Source organism: Acinetobacter sp. YH12070 (assembly GCF_013419625.1).
GTDB classification, from domain to species: domain Bacteria; phylum Pseudomonadota; class Gammaproteobacteria; order Pseudomonadales; family Moraxellaceae; genus Acinetobacter; species Acinetobacter amyesii.
Window position 1 is genome coordinate 29,197 of sequence record NZ_VOZT01000003.1, and the last position, 22,856, is coordinate 52,052.

Consider the following 22,856-nt stretch of genomic DNA (forward strand, 5'->3'; position numbering starts at 1 on the left):
AGGACGCTAGGCGTCCTTTTTTGCAGATATTAAAACTTAGAAATTAATTTTAAGTGCTATTGGTCTTAAATACTTTCTTTATAGATACGATCTGCTTCTTCAAATTTTTCAGTGACTTCAGCAGATGGCGCTTTGCCCATTAAACTCACAATGATGATTGCAATGAGTGAGCAGATGAAGCCCGGTATAATTTCATAAACGCCTGTATCGCCCCAGAGGTTTTTCCATAGAATAACCATAACAGCACCAACCACCATACCTGCTAAAGCACCATTGAGTGTCATGCGTTTCCAAAACAATGACATGATAATCAGTGGGCCAAATGCAGCACCAAAGCCTGCCCATGCATATGCGACGAGACCAAGGACTTTAGAGTCAGGATTACCCGCCATATAGATCGCAAGAAGCGCAATCATTAACACCATAATACGGCCGACCCAAACCAATTCTTTTTGTGAAGCATTTTTGCGTAAGAATGATTTATAAAAGTCTTCAGTTAATGTACTTGAGCAGACTAAAAGCTGACAGCTTAAGGTACTCATGATGGCAGCTAAAATCGCAGCCAGTACGATACCTGCAACCCATGGGTTAAATAGAATTTTAGTCAATTCCATAAAGACCGTTTCAGGGTTAGCTGTAACGATACCTGCTAGTTCTGGATGCTGTTGGAAATAAGCAATACCGAAGAAGCCTGCTGCAACTGCGCCACCGAGGCAGAGTGTCATCCATGTCATACCAATACGGCGTGCATTGGGAATCGATTTAACCGAATCTGCTGCCATGAAACGCACTAAGATATGCGGTTGACCGAAATAGCCTAAGCCCCATGCCAACAAAGACATAATTGCGACAAAACTTAAGTCAGCAAATACATCCATGGCTTGAGGGCGTGCTGCTTCTAGTGCCAGAGTGAATTGGGTTAAATCAGAGAACGACAACATGACAACGATAGGTGTCAGCAGCAAGGCAAAAATCATAAAGCCCGCTTGAATGGTATCGGTCCAACTGACAGCAAGGAAGCCACCAATAAACACATAGCTCACTGTTGCGATGGCACTGATCCAAAGCGCAGTGCTATACGACATACCAAACATACTTTCAAATAATCGAGCGCCTGCAACCATGCCTGAAGCACAGTAAATTGCGAAGAAAATCAAAATAATCACAGCAGACACGATACGTAAGATTTTCTTTTGATCGTTAAAACGATTTGAGAAATAGTCAGGTAGGGTTAAAGCATTATTTTGAACTTCGGTATGTACACGGAGACGACCTGCAACAAGTAGCCAGTTGAGCCAAGCACCGATGATCAGACCAATTGCAATCCACATTTCAGATAAACCTGAAAGGTAAATCGCACCCGGAAGACCCATGAGCAACCAACCACTCATATCCGATGCACCTGCAGAAAGGGCAGTGACAAAGCTCCCTAATCGGCGGCCACCTAAAATGTAGTCAGAAAAGTTACTGGTCGCACGGTATGCAAGTAAACCGATCACGATCATGGCGACAATATAAAAGAGAAAGGTAATTAGGGTGGGATTCAGGGAGCTCATACGGTATCCGCTTTGGCGTTGGACAATTGCGTTTAATTAGGGGACTCAATGGGATTTGCCTAAGCCAAGTAGGTGAAATCGAACGATAAGTCCTAAAACGTCAAAAAAATAACGTGAAATTTAAACATAAATTCACAAACTTTGCCTTCTTTTTTGTTTTGGGCATAAAAATGGGCCGTATGTCACGACCCATTTTAATTAATACGGAGATTTAGTTATTACGACCCATTACACCACGAATCGTATTCAGTACATCCGCAGGTAAAACCACAGTTTTGGCATTATTAGATTTAGCCATATCTTGCATGGCTTTGACGTATTGTTCACCCAGTAAGTAAGCAACTGGAATTTCTTTATCGCCGACGGCTGAACTCACCATTTCAATTGCACGCTGTGACGATTCTGCCAATACCACTTGAGCTTCTGCATCACGACGAGAGGCTTCTAAACGACCATCTGCTTCTAAAATAGCCGCTTGTTTTTCCCCGTCTGCCTTGGTCACTGTCGCACGACGTTGACGTTCAGCGGCCGCTTGCTCTTCCATCGCAGCTTGCATGGTATGAGAAGGTTTAATATCTTGAATTTCTACAGTTTTAAGCGTAATACCCCAGTCAGAAATATCGTCAGAAATTGCGGCTTTAAGTTTAGCCTTAATATGATCACGCGATGACAGTGCATCATCGAGGTCCATTTCACCGACAATTGAACGTAAAGAGGTTTGAACTAAGTTTTGAATCGCCCATGTGTAGTTTTCAATACCGTAAACTGCTTTTTCAGGCGTGGTTAAATTGATATAAGCCACAGCATTCATCAGCAGTACCGCGTTGTCACGAGTGATCACTTCCTGAGAGGGAATATCTAACACGATATCTTTGGTTGTCACTTTATAAGCCACTTCATCGACATACGGAATCACAAAGTTCAGCCCCGGATTGAGCGTGGTATGGTATTTACCTAAACGCTGAACAATCCATTTATAACCTTGGGGAACAATACGGACACCTTTAAAAATGGTGACGGCTACAAAAACTAAGAGCGCTAAAAAAACAATAGAAACACCAGACATGTCATTTCTCACTTATTTATGGATTGTCAGTGGGGTGGTTGCTGCTGTGCAGTTGGACGACTAAATCATTGCCTAAAATATCGGTCACGCGAACACGGTCGCCGACTTGAAGTGCATCTTGGGTACGGCAATGCCATTCGTCTGAACCTAAAACAGGCATCGGGAAGCGAACTTTAACGCTGCCATGATTGAGCTGGGTTTGAATCACCATACCCACTTGGCCAATCGTCGCTTCACGGGACAGACCTGCTTTGGTTTTATCGATGGATAAAGGCTTAATAAATTTGAACCACAAAAATGTGCAGAGCACGGCAAAAATAATCCAAACCACAATTTGGACATTAAAGTTCATGGATGGAAAGATCCAATATAAGATCCCAACCAAAATTGCAGAAACGCCAAACCAGAGCGCAGCAAAAGACGGCAAAATTAGTTCAAAAAGCATCAAAGCGACGCCCAATACAAACCAGTGCCAAGGTTCTAAAATAAATTCCATACATCTACTCTTATATAAGGGTGAATTGATATAGATGAACCAGTATCTATATCAATGTAGCAGATGTATAACTCAATGAATATAAAAAAAATCGTTGAATTATATTTTCGCTTTTGGTGCAGGTTTAAAGGCCGCAGGGGACTGTTTAAAGTTGTCGATCGCCTTAATAATGCTATTCACTTTAAGCTGTGCCGCTTTTTCACCTTCTAAAATCGTCGCATTGCTCGACTTCAAATCGAGTGTGCCAATATGTCCCACTTTCGGTTGAATCACGAAATTGGCATTTTTCAGTTCTTCATTAATACTTTGTTGTCCCATGATGTTAATGGTTTGATCGAGTAAACCAAACATGCTTACGGCTTTGCTACCGTCAGGACGCGCAGAAATATCAACCGCAATCACAATATCTGCACCCATATCACGTGCGGTTTTCACCGGAATCGGGCTGACTAAGCCACCATCGACATATTTCACCCCTGCAATGGTCGCAGGTACAAATACATTCGGAATACTGCACGATGCACGTACCGCTTGGCCTGCATTACCACGATTAAATTCAGTTTTACTGCCATTATCCAAACGGGTGGCTACAGCAGCAAAGCGTTTTGGAAATTGTTCAATCGATTTATTGCCGACGTTTTTATTAACAAAGTCTTGCAGTTTTTGCCCTTGAATAATGCCTTGGCTATTTAAGGTTAAGTCACGAATATCGGACTCTTTAAAGTTCAGGGCCAATTGCTGCATTTGATAAGGTGTTTTACCGCTGGCGTACAAGCTACCGACAAAACTACCCGCACTGGTCCCAGTCACAATTTTAGGTTTAATACCGTGCGATTCGAGCACTTTAAGCACACCAATATGAGCAAAACCTTTGGCACCGCCACCACCGAGCGCAATCGCGATCACCGGTTCACGTGCTTTGGCAGGTGTAGGTGTCGTGGTTGCAGGCGTTTTGGTTGCGGAATCACAGCCAGCGAGTGCCAATACGAAGAGGCTAGGAATCAGGTAATGCAAAAGTTTCATGGGTGAAATCTGATGGTTAAATATACAAAGTGCACATCACATCAAAAAAATAGCCATTTGACTAGGGCTTTTTCCAGTGCTTTTGTAACGGCAAGGCCAACCATTCGGGATTTTTCGGGGAAAATTTCCCGTCATATATCTTCAAAATTTTTTCGAGATCAGTTTCAAAATCTCCACTGGGTTCAAAAACACCCAAGCAATGAATGGTTTTCTTTGCATAATCAAAGCTAAACATCACAATAGGTATCTGTGCTTCATAGGCAATATAGTAAAAACCACTGCGGATTTTATCGGCTTTTTTTCGTGTTCCCTCAGGTGCCATTACAATCCAAATTTGATCTGTCGCTTGGACAATCTCAGCAATTTCACGTGTCAGTCCATGTGGATTTTCACGCTGTACTGGGATCACGCCGACCCAATCCAAAAGTGGTTTTAAGGGAGTATCAAAAAGGGTGTTTTTACCAAAAATGGTTATTTTTATCCCGATCCCAAGCAAGGCGAGAAAACCATGCCATGCATCTATATTAGAAGTATGCGGAGAAATGATCGCTACAGCTTTGGCAAGGTTGGGAAATTCGCCGTCAAATTTCCATCCTTGTGCCAAAAAAAGTTTTTTAAAAATAGCGCGGCTCAGGATGGAGCCTCGTGATGGAACTTGATCGGGCAAAACTGGAAATAATTGAGTCTTTTGATTCATTGCATATTCTTATATAAGTGAAATCCATTTTCGACGTGATGCATTTTAAAAAATACGGCATCAGCATTGACCTTTATCTTAGGTCGATGATTTTTTTAGATCATTGGCAAAATAGCCGTATTTTGACTACTCTAAATGTAACTTCAGCGCATTCAACATTTAGGAACTTATGATCCAGCTTCGTCAGCTCTATCTTTTACTGTTTTCCTTATATTGGGCGCAAGGGTTACCTGTCGGTTTTATGACGCATGCTTTACCAGTGATTTTAAGAGCGCAAGGTGTGTCTTTGGCGCATATTGGTGGCTTTGGATTACTCATGCTGCCATGGTCGATCAAAGTTTTTTGGGCACCGTGGATTGATCGACATGGTTCAAGGTCCAAAGGGCACTATCGGAGTTGGATTATTCCAATGCAGTTGTTGTCCGTGGTGGTCTTGGTCTTCCTATCATTTTTGCCGATCCAAAGCTTGAATGAACCAATGTATTTGCTGCTGTTTTTTGTGGCTTTACTCAGTATGAATTTGGTCGGTGCAACTCAAGATGTTGCAACGGATGGATTGGCTGTCAATATTTTAAAAACTGACCAACAGCACTGGGGCAATACCTTTCAGGTGATTGGTTCAAGACTCGGCTTTATTGTCGGTGGTGGCGCTGTACTTTGGGCCTTGGATTGGTTGGATTGGCAAGCCACCTTTCTGTTTTTAGCGGCATTGGTGTTCATCAATACGATTCCTATTTTTCTGTATCGAGAACCTTCAAAGCCACCAATCAACATAAAATCTAGTCCAGAGAATGATAACAACCATAAACATACTTCAGGCTTGTTCTACGCCATTCGCCAGTATCTGACTTATTTTACTCAAACTAAAACTCTCACACTGTGGCTGATGATCTTATTGAGTTTTAAGCTTGCAGATGGTCTAGCAGGTCCTTTACTTAAGCCACTGATGGTCGATTTAGGATTGAGTTTTAGTCAAATTGGTCTGTATGTCACCATGCTAGGTGCAGTGGCTGCTTTAATTGGGGCAGGGCTTGCTGGTCTTAGCTTGAAGTATATTTCTCGGGCACAGGCCTTGGTTTTCTATTCAGTATTGAAAATATTCAGCTTATTAGCCTATGCATGGTTGGCTTTGCAGTTCGAGGCAAAATGGCCCGTCCATGAATGGGTGATCTATGGCATTAATGCTGCCGAAGACATGATTTCAGCCATGCTGCTTGTGATCATGCTGACTTTGGTGATGCAATATAGTCGTAAAGCATTTGCAGCAACGGACTTTACATTTCAGGTTGCCATTATGGCTACGGTGAGTGGGGGGCTGTATAGCATCAGTGGCATAGTGGCCGATCAGTTGGGTTATAGCACTTATTTATTTTGGATCACAGGTTTGGCTGCATTGAGCTTAGTCCCGATTCTATTTTGGGGAAAAGCATCAAAAAATGACCAAAATCACTTCTAAATCATGATTTTGGTTGTTTTTTATCAGCTAAAGCACTAAAAGAGCAATGCAAATATTATTTTAATAATTTTGTAATATGTTTCGCGTGTGTAATATCTGTTACAAAATAATTTAAGGAAAATTTTTGATGAAAACTAAGTTAGCAGCGGCTATCGCATTGAGCCTTTTGGCTGGGTCAACCTTTGCAGCACCAACCTTCTACGGTGAAATTGATGCGTCAGTTGATTATTTACCTGAAGATAATAAAACGGGTGTTTCAGATAAAGATGTCGTTGAAATCAGTTCAAACAGTTCTTTCTTGGGTTTAAAGGGCGATGAAAAACTGACTGACCGTTTAAGCGCAGTTTATGCAATTGAATGGGCATTTAACTCAGACGGCGAAGGCGACGACTGGTCTAAGCGTAACCGCTTCGTTGGTTTGAAAGATGCGAAACTTGGTACATTGAAAGTCGGTGCACACGATACACCATTAAAACAATTGTCTAGTCCAGTTGATACATTCAATAACTACGTGGGTAACCGTGCTGATGTTACAGGCATCATGACGGGTGAAAACCGTGTAGATAACGTTGTTGTCTATGAATCACCAGCTTTTAAAATTGCTGAAGGTGCAATTAAAGTTAATGCATTGCTTGCAACAGGTGAGTCTTCAGGAATCAAGAGTGATAAAGGTGTAGTAAAAACTGCAGGTCGTGGTCTTGGCGATGCTTGGTCGGCGTCTGTTGTCTATGACAGCCCTGTTGTTGTTGCAGGTTTAGCCTATGACAAAGCCATTCCATCGAACTTTGGTGGTGTAGGGATCTTAAATGCAAGTGCGCCTGAGGTGCATCCTGCATTAGATAAAGATGGAAAAGTAACTTCAGTATTTGCTGCAGCAAATACTGTTCGTGCGATCGGTCGTGTAAATCTTGAGGGTGGTTTGGCACTCAAAGCACTGTATCAAACATCAGAGGTTGAGGCTGCTAAAGGTAATGATGTTGCAGCAGCAAATATTGATGATGCTCAAGGTTGGTTAGTCGGTGCAGAATACAATCTACCATCTGCAAAAGCGTGGACAGTCAAAGCACAATATAGTCAAAATACCACGACCTATAAAGTGGGTGAGGATTATGAAGCTCAGCAATTCATTGCAGGTGCAGATTATGCATTTAGCAAACAAGTGAAAGCTTATGGTTATGCAGGTTACTTAGCACTTGAAAAAGGTTCGAATGAAAGCGAACAACCTGTTCTAGGTACAGGTCTAGAATTTAAATTCTAAGACCTTGATTTAAGTTGTTCAAAAGGCGATGTTTTACATCGCCTTTTTTGATTTTTCTTGCTTGGTTTTGATCAGTTTTAAGTGATTTTTAAGTTTGAATTTTTAGATTAGGGCATCAAAGATCAATAATTGATGCCAATATGCTTCAGGTCATAGCTAAAATACAGCAAAAAATTCCAAGACTTAGTTTAAGTCAATTTAACCTCGTGCTTGCCTTATGGCTTGGGGTGGTTTTGAACCTCGCGTTTTATCAGCAAATCCAGCAGCTCACACCTTATACGGGGCTGAAGGCCGGACTATTTTTAGCGGCAACCGTACTGGTGGTAGTGGCACTTTATAATGTGCTGATGCAACTCCTGCAATGGCGATGGAACTCAAAACTTTTGGCGAGTGTTTTGCTTATCATTGGTGGCTTGAGTGCTTATTTCGTCAATAGTTTAGGCGTGACCATTACATCTGACCAAGTGCAGAACATGATGCAAACAGATGTAAAGGAAGTGCAGGATTTAATCTCGCCACAATTTTTTATCTGGGTCTTTGGACTGGTTATTTTGCCAGTGCTATTGATCTGGCTTTTGCCACTGCATAAAGAAGTCCTAAGCACGGTCGTAGCCAAAAAGGGGCTACATATAGTGCTATCGCTCATCCTTTTGGGTGCTTTGCTGTTTGTTTATTTTGTCGATTATGCAGCGATCTTTCGTGAGCATCGTGACTTAAAAGGCATGCTCTCACCACAAAACAGTATCGCTTCGACATTTTCCTATTATCACAAAAAAGCACCGAAACAGAATTTGCCATTGCTGAGCTATGGTGAAGATGCACATATGGTTGAAAACCTAAGCGCCAATAGCTTACCAAAATTGATGGTTTTAGTGGTTGGTGAAACTGCGCGCGCGGAAAGTTTTTCACTGAATGGTTATGCTAAAAATACCAATCCTGAACTCAGTCAGCAAAATATTATCAATTTTAGCCAAGTCAGTTCATGTGGCACGGCAACCGCTGTGTCTGTTCCTTGTATGTTCTCGGGTATGCCGAGAACCGAATATGACGAACAGCTTGCAAGTCATCGCGAAGGTTTACTCGATATAGCACAGCGTGCAGGTTATAAGGTGACGTGGCTAGATAATAATTCAGGCTGTAAGGGCACATGCACACGTGTTGAAAAATATGAATTTCCTGAAGCACTGAAGAAAAAGTGGTGTGATGCCGATGGCGAATGTCATGATGAAATCTTAGTGGATGGTTTGAAGGCATATTTGGCTTCGATCCCCAAAGCAGATCCAACTCCTCGTTTAATTGTGTTACACCAAATGGGCAGTCATGGCCCTGCTTATTTCAAACGAAGTACCGCAGCATTTCAAAAATTTAAGCCAACCTGTAATAGCAATGCTATACAGGGATGTAGCTCGACAGAATTAATAAATAGTTATGACAACAGTATTATCTATACCGACCATGTGCTGAGTGAATTGATTAACACCTTAAAAGTGACTAACAACTATCAAACAGGACTGTGGTATTTGTCCGATCATGGCGAGTCGACAGGTGAGCATGGCTTGTATTTACACGGTTCTCCATACGCAATTGCACCGTCACAGCAAACTCATGTGCCGATGTTGATGTGGTTTTCACCGGCTTGGCAAAAAAATAATTCAGCGCAATATACTTGTTTAATGGCACAAAAAAGCCAAAAATTAAGTCAGGATAATCTATTTCCATCGCTATTAAGTTTGCTCGATGTGCAGACTCAGGTGATTGATGAAAAAAACAATATGTTGCAACAATGTACTTCAGTACAGCGCAGGACTTAAGCCATGCACAAAATACTTATTATTGAAGATGATTTCATGATTGCCGAATCGACTAAAACTTTGTTGAACTATCAACAGTTTGAAGTCGAGTGGGTGAATAATGGTATCGATGGCTTAAAGCTCATAATGCAAGGGGGGATTGATATCGTCTTGCTGGATCTGGGTTTGCCGATGATGGATGGTATGCAAGTCCTGAAACAAATTCGTCAAATGCAGCCTAAATTGCCAGTGTTAATCATCTCGGCACGTGATCAATTACAAAATCGTGTAGATGGTTTAAACCATGGGGCAGATGACTATCTGATCAAGCCTTATGAGTTTGATGAATTACTTGCACGGATTCATGCACTCCTTCGACGCACAGGGCTGAGTTCAGTCGAAGCACCACAGAAAATTTTAAAACATGGTGAATTGATTTTAGATATTGAGCAGCATCTTGCACGCTATAAGGGTCAATATGTCGATTTATCTAACCGTGAATGGGCCATATTGATACCACTGGTGACGCATCCGAATAAGATTTTTTCGAAAGCTAATTTAGAAGATAAGCTTTATGATTTTGATAGTGATATCAGCAGTAATACTATTGAAGTGTATGTGCATCATCTCAGAACAAAATTAGACAAAGATTTTATTCGCACCATTCGTGGTTTAGGTTATCGACTCGGTTAAGGCAAAGGAATTATCGACCATGCAGCAGCCTTATTCTCTGAAAAAGAGACTAATTATTTATGTGTCTGTTTTCAGTATGCTTTTGGGCTGTCTTTTGGTGTTTTCAGCTTATCGAATTGCACTTGAAGAAATTAATGAAATTTTAGATGCGCAAATGCAAAATTTGGCGGAACGTGTTGCAGAGCATGATCCGCAGCCCATTCGCAGCGAATTTGATCAACATAAGCATTATCATGAAGAAGATTTATTTGTCGATGTATGGACCTATCAATCCAATGCGCATCAAACCCATCAATTAAAATTATTGGTCGCGCCTCAGCCCAAAGCCGGTTTTTATACCCACAGTACCCAACAGGATGAGTGGCATACCTATATTTTGCCACTCGCAGATCGGCAAATTCAGGTCAGTCAGCAAGAATCGGTTCGACAGCATCTTGCAGCAGAATTGGCCAGTAGCATGTTTATTCCCTATTTGGTTTTTATACCTTTTGCATTAATCGCTTTGGGATGGTTGATTCAACGCAGTTTAAATCCACTGGAAAAATTTAAAAAAGAACTGGCAAAACGGGATGCCTTTGAACTTTCTCCAATCTCTCAAATGCCTTATCCAGAGGAAATTGCGCCGACCATTATTGAAATGAACCAGTTGTTTGAACGAATTTCGTTGTCGCAGCAGGAACAGCGCCAGTTTATTGCTGACGCAGCGCATGAGTTACGGACCCCGATTACCGCACTGAATTTGCAAATGCAGATTTTGCTACAAAAATTTCCACAAGATGACGCTCTACAAAATTTGAGTAAAGGTTTAATTCGTATTCAGCATTTGGTGAGTCAATTATTGAGTTTGGCAAAACAAGATGCCTCGGTCTTTGAACTTGAGCGCAAACAACATTTTGATCTTAAGCAAGTTGCAACCAATTGCGTGGAGCAACTGGTACATTTGGCGATGCATAAAGATATTGACCTTGGCATGGAGCAACAACAAAGCATTTCCTTATATAGTCTTGAGCCAACCGTACATTCAATCATTTTTAATTTGATTGATAATGCGATCAAATATACCCCTGCACAGGGCGTGATAAATGTCTCTGTCTTTGAACATGCGGGGCAGGCGGTTATACAGGTTGAAGATAGTGGGCCTGGCATCGACCCAGCTTTATATGAGCAAATTCGAAAACGCTTTTATCGAATTTATAATCATGAAGAAATTGGAAGTGGTTTAGGCTTGGCGATCGTGGATAAGGCCGCTGCGCATATTGGTGCACGTTTAGATTTCGCGAAAAGTGAAACGCTGGGTGGGTTGAAAGTAACGATTCAGATTCCGCTAAGACCTTTAAACTCCTAATTATTTTAATTTACTCCTTGCGAATAAAGCCTATATCCATTCAAAGTGTTTATAGGCAGTTTTGATTTTTTCTGTGGGTAGATAACGACAGCCAAATGTATAAATGACTGTGTTAAAGGCCCAAATAAACCATGCTGTCCATAGATTATGACTCAGAAAATGCGCACCCCGCATCATTTGCGCCCAGCCAAAAGCAAAGCCTAAAATCAGCCCAGCAGATAAAAAGAAGTAAGCACCGGCAGGTCGATGTATTCGATAAACAAAATATCCAGTGATTAGGGCAAAACCAGTTGCAGCATGACCACCGGGAAAACAGTGTCCTTGGCGTGCTGAAAAATCCCAAGAAAAGCCATGGGCTGTAGCGACTGTCATATTCCAAGGGCAGGCATGTGCAGATTGTGATTTGAGCAACCCAATGATTGCCGTGCTGAGTAGAGCCACTACGATAAAATAACCGAATTCAAACTTACGTGCTTTCAGATGCGGATATTTAAAACTGCATATCCATGCTGCGATATAGAGAACATAAACGCCTATAACGATATTCTTGATATAGCGATGGTTCAGCACAGCAAGTGCCCAATCATTACGATGAGGAAAACCACCATGTAGGTCGACCCAAGGCTGAATAAAAGCTTGGTCGAGCGAACCACCGACGGGGAAAACATAAAGGAGGCCAACCAAACTGAGTGTGAGCAGCAGCGCTTGTCGTAATAAAAAGGAACGGTTCGAGAGCATAAGTCGTGTGATGTGCTGAAATTATTTTGTTTGAATGCTGCTATTTGAAACCACGAAGCTTAAATCAGACTTAATCGGCTATGTGAACTGTATCGATATCGATAGCGAAGAAGGTGCATAAAGCAGAACAGGCATTGTGTTAAAGTTTTTGAAAACTCAGTAATAAAGATTTATGAGCATACGTGCAGTCCTTTTTGATTTAGATAATACTTTGACTCATCGAGATCACAGCGTTCAGGCCTATACGCAGTATTTAGCCGAGTCTTATCAGTCGACGCTGGCGGAGGTAGACCTTGTACAAATTAAACGTATTATTAATCGTATAGATAATGGGGGATATCCGAAAAAAGAACTCCTTACACATCCGAGTATTGGGGCATCTGTCGCTTATGCTCTACAAACGGAGCTGAGCTGGATACATCAACCCGATTTTGATGAGCTGACACAATTTTGGTTTCAGCACTTTGGTCAGTTTGCCGTGGCGATGCCAGAAGCATTGAGCTTGCTGCAGCAACTAAAACAGCAGCAGTATAAACTGGCGGTGGTGTCGAATGGTGGACATGCCACACGCCTGAATATTTTGAATGGACTAGGTTTTGCATCGTATTTTGATCAGATCATCAGCTCGGAAAGTGCAGGCATCAGTAAGCCCAAAGTTGAAATATTTCAGTACAGTTGTCGTGAGTTGGGCGTGACGGAAACCGAGTGTTTATTTATTGGTGATCATCCTGTCAATGATATTTATGGTGCGAGCCAAGCAGGGATGTCTGCTGTATTGCTTGAAGGCTTTCATACTTTAAGTGCTGAACAACAGCACAGCATTCCGAATAAAATTCAGCATTTGGATCAGGTCTTAGATTTTCTAAAATAAGGTGATTTAAACTCAAGCTTTAAGCGAAGTTTAGGGTAAAAAAAGCGGCATAAATGCCGCTTTAGATTGTGTTGTTTAGAACATGTTTTCTTCAGAGTTTGCCGAAATACGGTGAATACTTAAGTCTGCACCACGGAATTCTTCTTCTTGATCTAGGCGAATACCCATCGTTACTTTGAGTAGACCATAAACGATGAAACCACCTGCTAATGCAATCACGATTGCGAGTAGCGTACCGATACATTGAGAGATCATTGAAATACCACCTAAGCCACCTAACCATTTTTGCCCAAATAAGCCTACAGCTAGGCCACCAAAAGCTCCACAGACACCATGTAGTGGCCAAACGCCGAGTACATCATCGACTTTGAGTTTGTTCTGCGTGTAAGTGAATAATTTTACAAAAATAACTCCAGCAATTGCTCCAATGATTAATGCGCCTACAGGGTGAACCACGTCAGAACCTGCACAAATAGCGACTAAACCTGCTAATGGGCCGTTGTGAAGAAAGCCCGGGTCATTTTTACCCATGAAGTTTGCCGCCAATGTGCCACCGACCATCGCCATGAGAGAGTTAATCGCGACTAATCCTGAAATCGCATCAAGGCGTTGAGCACTCATTACGTTGAAGCCAAACCAACCGACAATGAGAATCCAAGAACCGAGTGCCAAAAAAGGAATACTTGAAGGTGGATGCGCACTGATACGGCCATCTTTTTTGTAACGACCATGACGCGCACCGAGTAAAAGTACTGCAGCTAAAGCGATCCAACCGCCCATGGCATGTACCACGACCGAACCTGCAAAGTCATGAAAGGCTGCGCCAAATGTGCGTTCTAACCATGCTTGTAGCCCAAAATTACCATTCCACGCCATGCCTTCAAAAAATGGATAGACCAAAGCGACCAATAATAATGTGGCAATCGCTTGAGTCCGCATTTTTGCACGTTCAGCAATACCACCCGAAATAATTGCTGGAATGGCTGCGGCAAAAGTCAGCAGGAAGAAACAACGCATTAAGTTGTAGCCGTGATCGGCTGCTAAAGTGTCCCCAATATGGAAAAAGTGCTGACCATAAGAGATGTAATAACCCACAAAAAAGTATGCAATTGCGGAAATAGAAAAGTCAGTCAAAATTTTACTCAGCGCATTGACCTGATTTTTATGTCGTACTGTACCTAATTCTAAAAATGCAAAGCCAGCATGCATGGCAAGAACCAAGACTGCACCAAGAAGGAGAAAGAGGAGATCTATATTTTGCATAAGGTGTTCCAGTTTAGTGCGCTAGTTCACGAAAAGAAGTTCAGTATATCGAGCGGAATAATTTCGAAAAGAGGAGTGAGAGAGGGAAATTTTGATTAATAAAACTAAAAAATGTAGAAGACTCGATATAAAGCAAAGGCTTGCAAGAGTGTAATAATAATGCACCAAAGTGGTGCAATTGTGTTTTGCAATGAGAAAATTAAATGAATGATTATTAAGTGAAAAACTATGTTTTTTGAATCTGTTTAAAAAATGAAAAACAAATAGCGCCATTTCTGAGTTAATTCAGGGCAGCCCATTATTTTGTATTTTTATCTGAATGATAGATGTTAGTGCGAGAATGAAACTGAAAATTGACGAATGATACATTATTGGTAGTCTGTCTGAGCATCTTGGGGTCATTAAAACTTGAAATCTGTATGTCTTGCCTGAACTGAATTAATGCACAGATATTAACCAATGAAATCTCTGCTGCTGCACTTTTAGATGGCGAAAAACATTCAAGGGGTGAATCTGTGGTGATGGTCGTTGGATCTAACTGTATTTGATGACGTGTTTAATTGAAGCGGCACAGGAGTTTTAAGTTTAAGCGTTGAATGCTTAAGCTAAACGCTGTGTATTAATCGCTTCAGCCCAGTCACAACATCCGCAGCGCGGGCAGGTATCCTGAGCACCGTGAATGTACATGGTTTTGCCACAGTGCGTACAGGCATACAGCTGATGCATTTTGATATCTCGAACCGCTTTGTAGGGTTTCGGAAATAGTGGCAGTCCATAACGTACCTGCTCAGGTGGATAAAACAAAATACTAAATTTGCCATCACTTTCTAATAGACCGACGCGGACTTGCCCTAAATGTTCAACATTTTGCTGGCGCATTTCAGATAAAAATTCATCATGCGACATTTTTCCTTGTTTGATTTTCTCTAAGACCAATTCACCATCTTCAACAATGTATAAGGCCTTACCCTCAATTAAATCTTCAAAGGGTTGGTATTTCATCATTAGCCAAGTGATTACTCGGTATAAACCAATCACCACCGTCATCACAATGAGCGCTTGTAAGAGGGGGAGTTCCTCATCAAACATCGGATCGCCAGCAATTGAGCCTAAAGCGAGTAAGATCGCGACCTCAAAAATAGACAACTGACGAACGCCACGTTTCCCTGTAAGGCGTAAGAATACGATGATTAAAACGAACATAGTGACGCTACGCAAAATCACTTCGGCAGCAAAAGTCCATCTAGTGTCATGGATGAATATTTGATTTAAATCCATGTCTCATCCTTTTTAATCGTTATGTGTTTTAACTTAGCAAAGCGCTGGGCGGTAAAGCAGCTCAATTGTGTTAATTTTTAAGCATTATTTGAAAATGGATTTCATGCTAACGGTATTGTATGCATGAGATATTTGATGAAAAAAGTGCTTTAAAATAGTCATAAAAAAGCACCGACGAATCGATGCTTTTGATGTGGGTTGGCAATTTTTTAAAACGTTCAGTTATTTAATATGTTCAGCAATATCCGTAAAGATCACGCCTAAACCATGTGCGCCTGCATCTGGATAGCCAAGACTACGGTCGCCTACAGTTCCCGCACGTCCCATACGCGCCACGATCTCTTTGGTATTTTCAGCGCCTTGAACTGCCGCTTTTGCACCTAATGTAAAATTTTCTTTAAATGATTTATCGGTATGGGCAGACCATGAATCTGCACATGGTACTAAAGCATCAATCAGGGTTTTATCGCCCACCACTGCGCCACGTCCAAATGAACGTTCACCTGTAGTTTGAATGCCTTTGACTGCTGCTTGCAGCATCTCTGCGAAATCAGCGACAGTTAAAACTGATTTGCCTTGAATTGATTTCGCTGCCGCACGGAATGCTGAACCCCAGATTGGGCCAGACGCACCGCCACAGTGTTCCATAATGATCATTGAGCAGTTCAGCATGAATTCATCCATCTGCTGCGCTTGAATTAGACTTTGCCATTCACGTTTTAATTGCTTGAAGCCTTTCGCCACGCTCATACCGAAGTCGCCGTCACCTGCATGCGCGTCTAGTTCACAGAATGGCACTTCATTTCTAATGATGCAGGCAGACATCACATCCACTATATAGCGCATGTTTTCGATGGTGAATTGTTCATTGCTAATCACCGCATGTTCAGGCTGTGTTTCAACTTGGGTGTTCACCACAGCTTCGGTAGCAGCATTTTTAGTTGCAAAAGTTAAAGGCTGTGCTGCTGAACCATCCATTTTAAATGCAGGGGTGTTGGCTGCTGCATCGAGGTAAGTTTTCAATTCATCATCGACAGCAAGCAAGGACACAGATGCACCATTCATGTCGATACTGGTCATATAGTTGCCGACAAATGTGCGGTAAATTTTGATACCTTTACGTGCAAGGTGTTCGCATACATCATGGTTAAAGACATACAACTCTTGCAGCGGTGTGCTACCAAAGCCATTGACCAAGACTGCAACTTCTTTCATGTCTGGGCGGTCAAGGAACAGGTCATCCACGATGCGCTGTGCCATTTTTTTGGATGGCAAGATTTTTTCACGACGGATGCCGGGTTCACCGTGAATGCCGACGCCATATTCCATTTCGTCATCAGCCAAAGTAAACGTTGGCGTGCCTTTGGCTGGAACAGTACATGAGCTATAAGCAAAACCAAGGCTAATGACGTTGTCCGCAGCTTTTTGAGCAATCGCTTTTACGTCTGCAAGTTCTAAGCCTTTTGATGCTGCTGCGCCTGCAATCTTATGTACAAATACTGTGCCTGCAACACCACGACGACCGACTGTATATAGGCTGTCTTTAACCGCAATGTCATCTGCCACTTTTACATAGTCAACTTTAATGCCGTCTTCAGTTGCAAGGGCTGCGCCATTCTGGAAATTCATCATATCGCCAGAATAGTTTTTGATGATCATCAACACGCCTTTGTCGGTTGCGACGTGTTGTAAGGCTTTATAGACCTGAATTTGCGATGGAGATGCAAACACGTCCCCACATACGGCAGCGTCTAACATGCCTGTACCGACAAAACCTGCATGGGCAGGTTCGTGACCGCTACCACCACCACTGATAAGTGCCACGTTATTGTGCTTTTCTTTGCGTGTAATGATTTTGTGCGACTCGTTAAATGCGAGTTCTGGATGGGCAAGAACAAAGCCTTTGCACATTTCAATTACGATGTTTTCTGCACCGTTCATGAGTTTTTTCATGGATGTACCAATCTGTATTTATAGGGGAGAGTTCTAAGTTTTAATTATTCAGGAATTTGAAGTTTTTTGCTGATTAAATAATGTAAAAACGGATGGTTTGGAAAGTATAGATTGAGCTTTTGAAACTTTACCTCTCCCTAACCCTTACTTTCATTTTGTTTTAAATCAAAGCTTAAAGGTTATTATAGGGGTAATATCCATTAATAAATTCATAAAGTTTTTAATTCACAATGAAAGCTCCCTCTCACTCTGGGATGAGACGCATTGCTTAGCAAGGGGGAGGAGGAATGGGTAGGTGCTAGGACGGATTGATGAGTGGTCTTTTAGCGTTTTTTGAAATTTCCTATAAAGGAATCCCAATACATCTGATTTAGTGAGATTCTCATTTTTTAAGACATGTCTATTATTTTACTAGGATAGATTATTTTTTAATTAAGTTTTTGTTGAAATGGATATCAGTCAAAAAATAATAACCAAATCTATCTGAATAATTTTCTGCATAGGTTAAACAAACTGATTGTGGTGGATTTTCCAAATATTCAAAATGGCTTCCAGTCATAGAAATTTGATCTGATTCAGGGAAACTAAGATTTTTACCATCTAACATTGTGAAATGGAAAATAATTTGTTGCCATGAGTTGCGATGACTTCCTCGCAGAATTGTTGAATGACCTGTATATGTGCCGCATTTTTTGACTTTATGTTTTGATTGCATGGCATCATTAATTTTTTGCGTACGAAAATGATCAATAATAAGTGATCCCATGTGTGCAAAGCATGACATAAAAATGATAATCCAGATTAGTGAATGTGTGTATTTCCATACAAAAACGGATCCTATTAAACACACAATACCAAAGCTTATTTCCATAATCATTTCGAGCCACCAACTATTCACAAAATTAAAAAAAGTTCATTTTATTTTTAAAGGCTAAAGGTAGGGGGCTATTATTCTAACTGATTTAATTGCTTGATTCTCTGGTCAATACGATCGGCATTGCATGATAGATTGATTAACTTAGATCCTGCACCTTGTACACTGCTAGATAGATAAGATACGAGTTCATCACAATGACTATTTTTATATAACAACCAATTCTTTTGAGAGGTTTCTAAAATTTTCTGACCTTCCTCATCCATAGTGTTATAAAGCTTTTGATAAGTTTGGTTGAGCTTGGTTTTATTAGATTTTAATTCTTTTTCATAACAGGCAATTTCATCATAAACATTACTTATCTTACATTCTGCAAAAGCAAAAGATGAAATAAAAGGTAAAACTAAAAGTAAGAATATTTTTTCATTTTATAAAATTCGTTTATGTGTTTTTAAGATTTTTGATTATAAATAAAAAACCCCCTCACACGAGGGGATTTTTTCAAACTAATTATTGAACTGAATCATCCAAATTTGGCGCTAACCAACGTTTCGCTTCATCCAGTGTCCAACCTTTACGCTGCGCATAATCTTCAAGCTGGTCGCCTGCGATTTTACCCACGTTAAAGTACTGGCTTTCAGGGTTTGCATAGTAGAAACCGCTGACAGATGAAGGCGGCCACATTGCAAAACTAGAAGTCAATTGCGTACCAATCTTGTCGGTAGAACCTAACCAGTCAAACAATGGCGCTTTTTCAGAATGCTCAGGACAAGCAGGGTAGCCCGGTGCAGGACGGATGCCTATATACTTCTCTTTAATCAATTCTTCATTGCTTAAGGTTTCAGACGCTTGGTTACCCCAGAACTCTTTACGGATGCGCTCATGCAAATGCTCCGCAAACGCTTCCGCAAAACGGTCACCTAAAGATTGCGCAAGAATTGCAGAGTAGTCATCGCCTTTAGCTTTGTACTCATTGGCCATTTCTTCTGCACCAAAGATCGATACAGTGAAACCGCCCAAGTAGTCTTCTGCGACACCTTTAGGCGCAATAAAGTCCGCTAATGACAAGTTTGGTTTACCTGTCACTTTATCAGACTGTTGACGAATGTGATGGAAGGTATGCGTAACCGATTGACCATCTTCGCTATACACTTCAACCGAATCCGCTGCAGAACGGTTAGCAGGGTAAATACCAAACACAGCACGAGCATCAAAACGTTTGTTGTCGATGATGTCTTTTAGCATGGTCTGTGCTTGTTCATACAAGTCAGTTGCTGCTTCACCTACAACTTCATCCGTTAAGATAGCAGGGAATTTACCTGCCAAACTCCAAGAAATGAAGAACGGTGTCCAGTCAAAGTACTCAACTAATGTTTCCAATGGATAATTGGTCAGCGTTTGCGTACCAATAAAGTTTGGCTTCACAGGCGCATTGGCAGCAAAGTCAATTTTTAAGCCATTTTCAACAGATTCAGCATACGTCAGTTTCGCTGCTTTCGGCTGTTTGTTAGCAATACGCTCACGGACTTTTTCATATTCAGCACGGGTTTCTGCGACAAACTTCGGTTTCATTTCTTTAGAAAGAAGTGTCGTCGCAACACCCACAGCACGTGAAGCATCGGCAACATAAATCACAGCATCATTAGAATATTGCGGGTCAATTTTCACAGCAGTGTGCGCTTTAGAAGTTGTTGCACCGCCAATCATCAGCGGAACATTAAAGCCTTTGCGCTGCATTTCTTTCGCAACAAAAACCATTTCATCCAGTGACGGCGTAATCAGGCCAGATAGACCGATAATGTCGACTTTCTCATCAATGGCAGTTTGCAGAATCTTCTCGCAAGGCACCATCACGCCAAGGTCGATGATGTCATAGCCGTTACAGCCCAACACCACGCCCACGATATTTTTACCGATGTCATGCACATCGCCCTTAACAGTCGCCATCAGGACTTTACCCTTAGATTGGCCAGCTGTTTTTTCCGCTTCAATGAATGGGTTGAGCCAAGCTACGGCTTGCTTCATGACACGTGCAGATTTCACCACTTGCGGCAGGAACATTTTGCCTGAACCAAACAAGTCGCCCACGACGTTCATGCCGTCCATCAGCGGGCCTTCAATCACGTCTAGAGGACGAGCTGATTTTAAACGCGCTTCTTCGGTATCTTCATCAATGAACGTTGTGATGCCTTTCACCAAAGCATGTTCAAGACGTTTTTCAACTGGAAGTTCACGCCATTCCAAGTTTTCAACTTGTTTTTGTGCAGCGCCTTGACCACGGTATTTTTCAGCAACTTCAAGCAGCTTTTCTGTTGCTTCTTGATGGCTTTCACCTTGGTTTTGGTTCAAGATCACATCTTCAACCGCAGCTTTCAATTCCGCATCAATATCATCATAAATCGCCATTTGACCAGCGTTGACAATACCCATGGTCATGCCTTGCTTGATGGCATGGTACAAGAACACAGAGTGAATCGCTTCACGTACAGGTTCATTACCACGGAAGGAGAACGATACGTTAGACACACCGCCTGAAATCATCGCATGCGGCAAGTTTTGCTTAATCCAGCCAGTCGCTTCAATGAAGTCCACAGCATAGTTGTTGTGTTCTTCGATACCTGTTGCGACTGCAAATACGTTCGGGTCAAAAATGATGTCTTCAGCAGGGAAGCCCACTTCATTGACCAATACATCATAAGAACGCTTACAGATTTCTTTTTTACGTGCAGCAGTGTCGGCCTGACCATTTTCGTCAAAGGCCATCACAATCACGGCAGCGCCATACTGACGGCACAAACGCGCTTTATGTACAAACTCGTCATAACCTTCTTTGAGGGAGATCGAGTTTACAACCGCTTTACCCTGTACGCATTTTAAGCCCGCTTCAATGATGTCCCATTTCGATGAGTCAATCATGATCGGCACACGTGAAATTTCAGGCTCAGATGCTACAAGATTCAGGAAGTGCACCATTGCGCCTTCTGAATCCAGCATGCCTTCATCCATGTTGATGTCGATAATCTGAGCACCGGCTTCAACTTGCTGCTGTGCAACTTCTAAAGCTTCGGCAAAGTTTTCTTCACGGATTAAACGTAGGAATTTTTTAGAACCTGTCACGTTGGTACGTTCACCGACGTTTACAAACAGCGAATCTTCTGTAATGTTGAACGGCTCTAAACCGCTTAAACGACAAGCGGGTTTGGTTTCTGGCACTTGGCGCGGCGCAATGTCTTTTACGGCATTGGCAATAGCACGGATGTGATCCGGCGTTGTACCGCAGCAGCCGCCAGTGATGTTAATCAAGCCACTTTCTGCAAATTCTTTAATAAAGGCAGCGGTTTGTTCAGGGGTTTCATCATAACCGCCGAAGGCATTTGGTAAGCCAGCGTTCGGATGCGCCGAAACAAAAGTATCGGCAACGTCAGCAATGGTTTTTACATGCGGACGCATGGCATCTGCACCTAGGGCACAGTTAAAGCCAATCGACAATAAATCACCATGACGCACAGAGTTCCAGAACGCTTCAGCAGTTTGGCCAGTTAAAGTTCGGCCAGAGGCATCGGTAATCGTGCCTGAAATCATCAATGGCAATTCGTAGCCAATTTGGTTGAAGACTTCTTTCACTGCAAAAATGGCAGCTTTACAGTTTAAGGTATCGAATACAGTTTCAATGAGTAGAATATCCGCACCGCCTTCAATCAGGGCATGCGCAGCTTGAATATAGTTTTCTTTTAACTCATCAAAAGTAATGTTACGAAATGCTGGGTCATTTACATTTGGCGAGATCGAGCAAGTACGTGAAGTCGGCCCAAGCACACCTGCCACAAAACGCGGTTTTTCAGGCGTTGAATATTTTTCACAAGCGGCTTTGGCAATACGCGCTGCTTCACGGTTGATCTCTGATACCAAATCTTCCATGTGGTAGTCAGACATTGAAACTTTAGTGCCGTTAAAGCTGTTGGTTTCAATGATGTCTGCGCCAGCATCGAGATAGGCTTCATGAATGCCTTGAATGATTTGAGGCTGCGTCAACACCAATAGGTCATTATTGCCTTTGAGGTCAGATGCCCAATCTGCAAAACGCTCACCACGGTAGTCAGCTTCTTCGAGTTTATGACGCTGAATCATGGTGCCCATTGCACCGTCGATAATCAGAATCCGTTGAGCGAGCAGCTCTTTTAGGGTGGCAAGCGTGGACATAAATAACCCCAATCCGATGGAATATAAAATCGGCAAATATATTAACAGAATTCATTGCAGTTTTATTGATATTCAATCATCTTCACAGCGCGCAATTATTAGCTTGTTGAATTAATGAGCAATATTGCAACTTGATAATTTCATATTCCAATTTCATATAAATGTATGGAAAGCTTCATGAATTTGTCATATTGCTCAGGCAAGATTAAAAAACATCCATTAGGGCTATGCAAAATGACAAAAAAACATGACAGATGAAATATAAGTTGAAATATTGGGTTTCAAAGAAAATAAAGTTT

18 protein-coding genes are annotated in these 22,856 nt (G+C 41.8%); 6 read left to right on the plus strand and 12 right to left on the minus strand.

The annotated features are described in order from the left end of the window. Positions 1–65 precede the first annotated feature (65 nt). From putP to FTU17_RS01605, 5 genes are all read right to left on the minus strand, one after another. Positions 66–1,556, minus strand: a complete 1,491-nt coding sequence (gene putP, locus FTU17_RS01585; RefSeq protein WP_180134559.1) for a sodium/proline symporter PutP — start codon at positions 1,554–1,556, stop codon at positions 66–68. A 211-nt stretch (positions 1,557–1,767) separates the two neighbouring features. Next, the gene (locus tag FTU17_RS01590) at positions 1,768–2,622 is read right to left on the minus strand and encodes an SPFH domain-containing protein (RefSeq protein WP_078189969.1); all 855 of its coding nucleotides are present in this window, start codon (positions 2,620–2,622) and stop codon (positions 1,768–1,770) included. Positions 2,623–2,638: 16 nt separating this feature from the next. Further along, the gene (locus tag FTU17_RS01595; protein WP_180113867.1) at positions 2,639–3,118 is read right to left on the minus strand and encodes an NfeD family protein; all 480 of its coding nucleotides are present in this window, start codon (positions 3,116–3,118) and stop codon (positions 2,639–2,641) included. A gap of 99 nt (positions 3,119–3,217) precedes the next feature. Then, positions 3,218–4,141, minus strand: coding sequence for a patatin-like phospholipase family protein (locus FTU17_RS01600; RefSeq protein ID WP_180022300.1), 924 nt, complete (start codon positions 4,139–4,141; stop codon positions 3,218–3,220). Between the two features lie 61 nt (positions 4,142–4,202). After that, positions 4,203–4,838, minus strand: coding sequence for a 1-acyl-sn-glycerol-3-phosphate acyltransferase (locus FTU17_RS01605; protein WP_180134560.1), 636 nt, complete (start codon positions 4,836–4,838; stop codon positions 4,203–4,205). Between the two features lie 169 nt (positions 4,839–5,007). Here FTU17_RS01605 and FTU17_RS01610 point away from each other — a divergent pair, with 169 nt between their 5' ends. The 5 genes from FTU17_RS01610 to FTU17_RS01630 all read left to right on the plus strand — a co-directional run bounded on the left by FTU17_RS01610 (position 5,008) and on the right by FTU17_RS01630 (position 11,380). Next, positions 5,008–6,294 (plus strand): MFS transporter, encoded by a 1,287-nt coding sequence (locus tag FTU17_RS01610; protein WP_180113060.1) that lies wholly within the window; start codon positions 5,008–5,010, stop codon positions 6,292–6,294. A gap of 127 nt (positions 6,295–6,421) precedes the next feature. After that, complete coding sequence (locus tag FTU17_RS01615) at positions 6,422–7,552, plus strand: porin (RefSeq protein ID WP_180134561.1); 1,131 nt, start codon at positions 6,422–6,424, stop codon at positions 7,550–7,552. A 140-nt stretch (positions 7,553–7,692) separates the two neighbouring features. Further along, on the plus strand, positions 7,693–9,363 hold the full coding sequence (locus tag FTU17_RS01620) for a phosphoethanolamine transferase (protein ID WP_180134562.1): 1,671 nt from the start codon (positions 7,693–7,695) through the stop codon (positions 9,361–9,363). A gap of 3 nt (positions 9,364–9,366) precedes the next feature. Further along, a complete protein-coding gene (locus FTU17_RS01625; protein WP_078189962.1) occupies positions 9,367–10,035 on the plus strand; it encodes a response regulator transcription factor in 669 nt (222 codons plus the stop codon). Between the two features lie 19 nt (positions 10,036–10,054). After that, positions 10,055–11,380, plus strand: coding sequence for an ATP-binding protein (locus FTU17_RS01630; protein ID WP_180134563.1), 1,326 nt, complete (start codon positions 10,055–10,057; stop codon positions 11,378–11,380). A 30-nt stretch (positions 11,381–11,410) separates the two neighbouring features. Here FTU17_RS01630 and FTU17_RS01635 read toward each other — a convergent pair whose 3' ends face one another. Beyond that, complete coding sequence (locus FTU17_RS01635; RefSeq protein ID WP_180134564.1) at positions 11,411–12,118, minus strand: phosphatase PAP2 family protein; 708 nt, start codon at positions 12,116–12,118, stop codon at positions 11,411–11,413. 172 nt (positions 12,119–12,290) lie between these two features. Between FTU17_RS01635 and FTU17_RS01640 the strand changes: the two genes are divergently transcribed. Next, positions 12,291–12,989: an HAD family hydrolase gene (locus FTU17_RS01640; RefSeq protein ID WP_180134565.1), complete on the plus strand. Its 699-nt coding sequence runs from the start codon at positions 12,291–12,293 to the stop codon at positions 12,987–12,989. 75 nt (positions 12,990–13,064) lie between these two features. On the opposite strand, the gene FTU17_RS01645 is transcribed toward FTU17_RS01640, so the two are convergent. The 6 genes from FTU17_RS01645 to metH form a co-directional block, all read right to left on the minus strand. Then, a complete protein-coding gene (locus tag FTU17_RS01645) occupies positions 13,065–14,252 on the minus strand; it encodes an ammonium transporter (RefSeq protein WP_180134566.1) in 1,188 nt (395 codons plus the stop codon). A 600-nt stretch (positions 14,253–14,852) separates the two neighbouring features. After that, a complete protein-coding gene (locus FTU17_RS01650) occupies positions 14,853–15,530 on the minus strand; it encodes a DUF421 domain-containing protein (RefSeq protein ID WP_180041198.1) in 678 nt (225 codons plus the stop codon). 222 nt (positions 15,531–15,752) lie between these two features. Next, positions 15,753–17,483 carry a dihydroxyacetone kinase subunit DhaK gene (dhaK, locus tag FTU17_RS01655; protein WP_180134567.1) on the minus strand — a complete coding sequence of 577 codons (1,731 nt, stop codon included), beginning with the start codon at positions 17,481–17,483 and terminating at the stop codon, positions 15,753–15,755. A gap of 421 nt (positions 17,484–17,904) precedes the next feature. Next, a complete protein-coding gene (locus FTU17_RS01660; RefSeq protein ID WP_180007440.1) occupies positions 17,905–18,360 on the minus strand; it encodes a hypothetical protein in 456 nt (151 codons plus the stop codon). A gap of 71 nt (positions 18,361–18,431) precedes the next feature. Further along, on the minus strand, positions 18,432–18,776 hold the full coding sequence (locus FTU17_RS17710; RefSeq protein ID WP_180005277.1) for a lysozyme inhibitor LprI family protein: 345 nt from the start codon (positions 18,774–18,776) through the stop codon (positions 18,432–18,434). A 91-nt stretch (positions 18,777–18,867) separates the two neighbouring features. Further along, positions 18,868–22,557, minus strand: a complete 3,690-nt coding sequence (gene metH / locus FTU17_RS01670) for a methionine synthase (protein WP_180134568.1) — start codon at positions 22,555–22,557, stop codon at positions 18,868–18,870. Between the last annotated feature and the right edge of the window lie 299 nt (positions 22,558–22,856).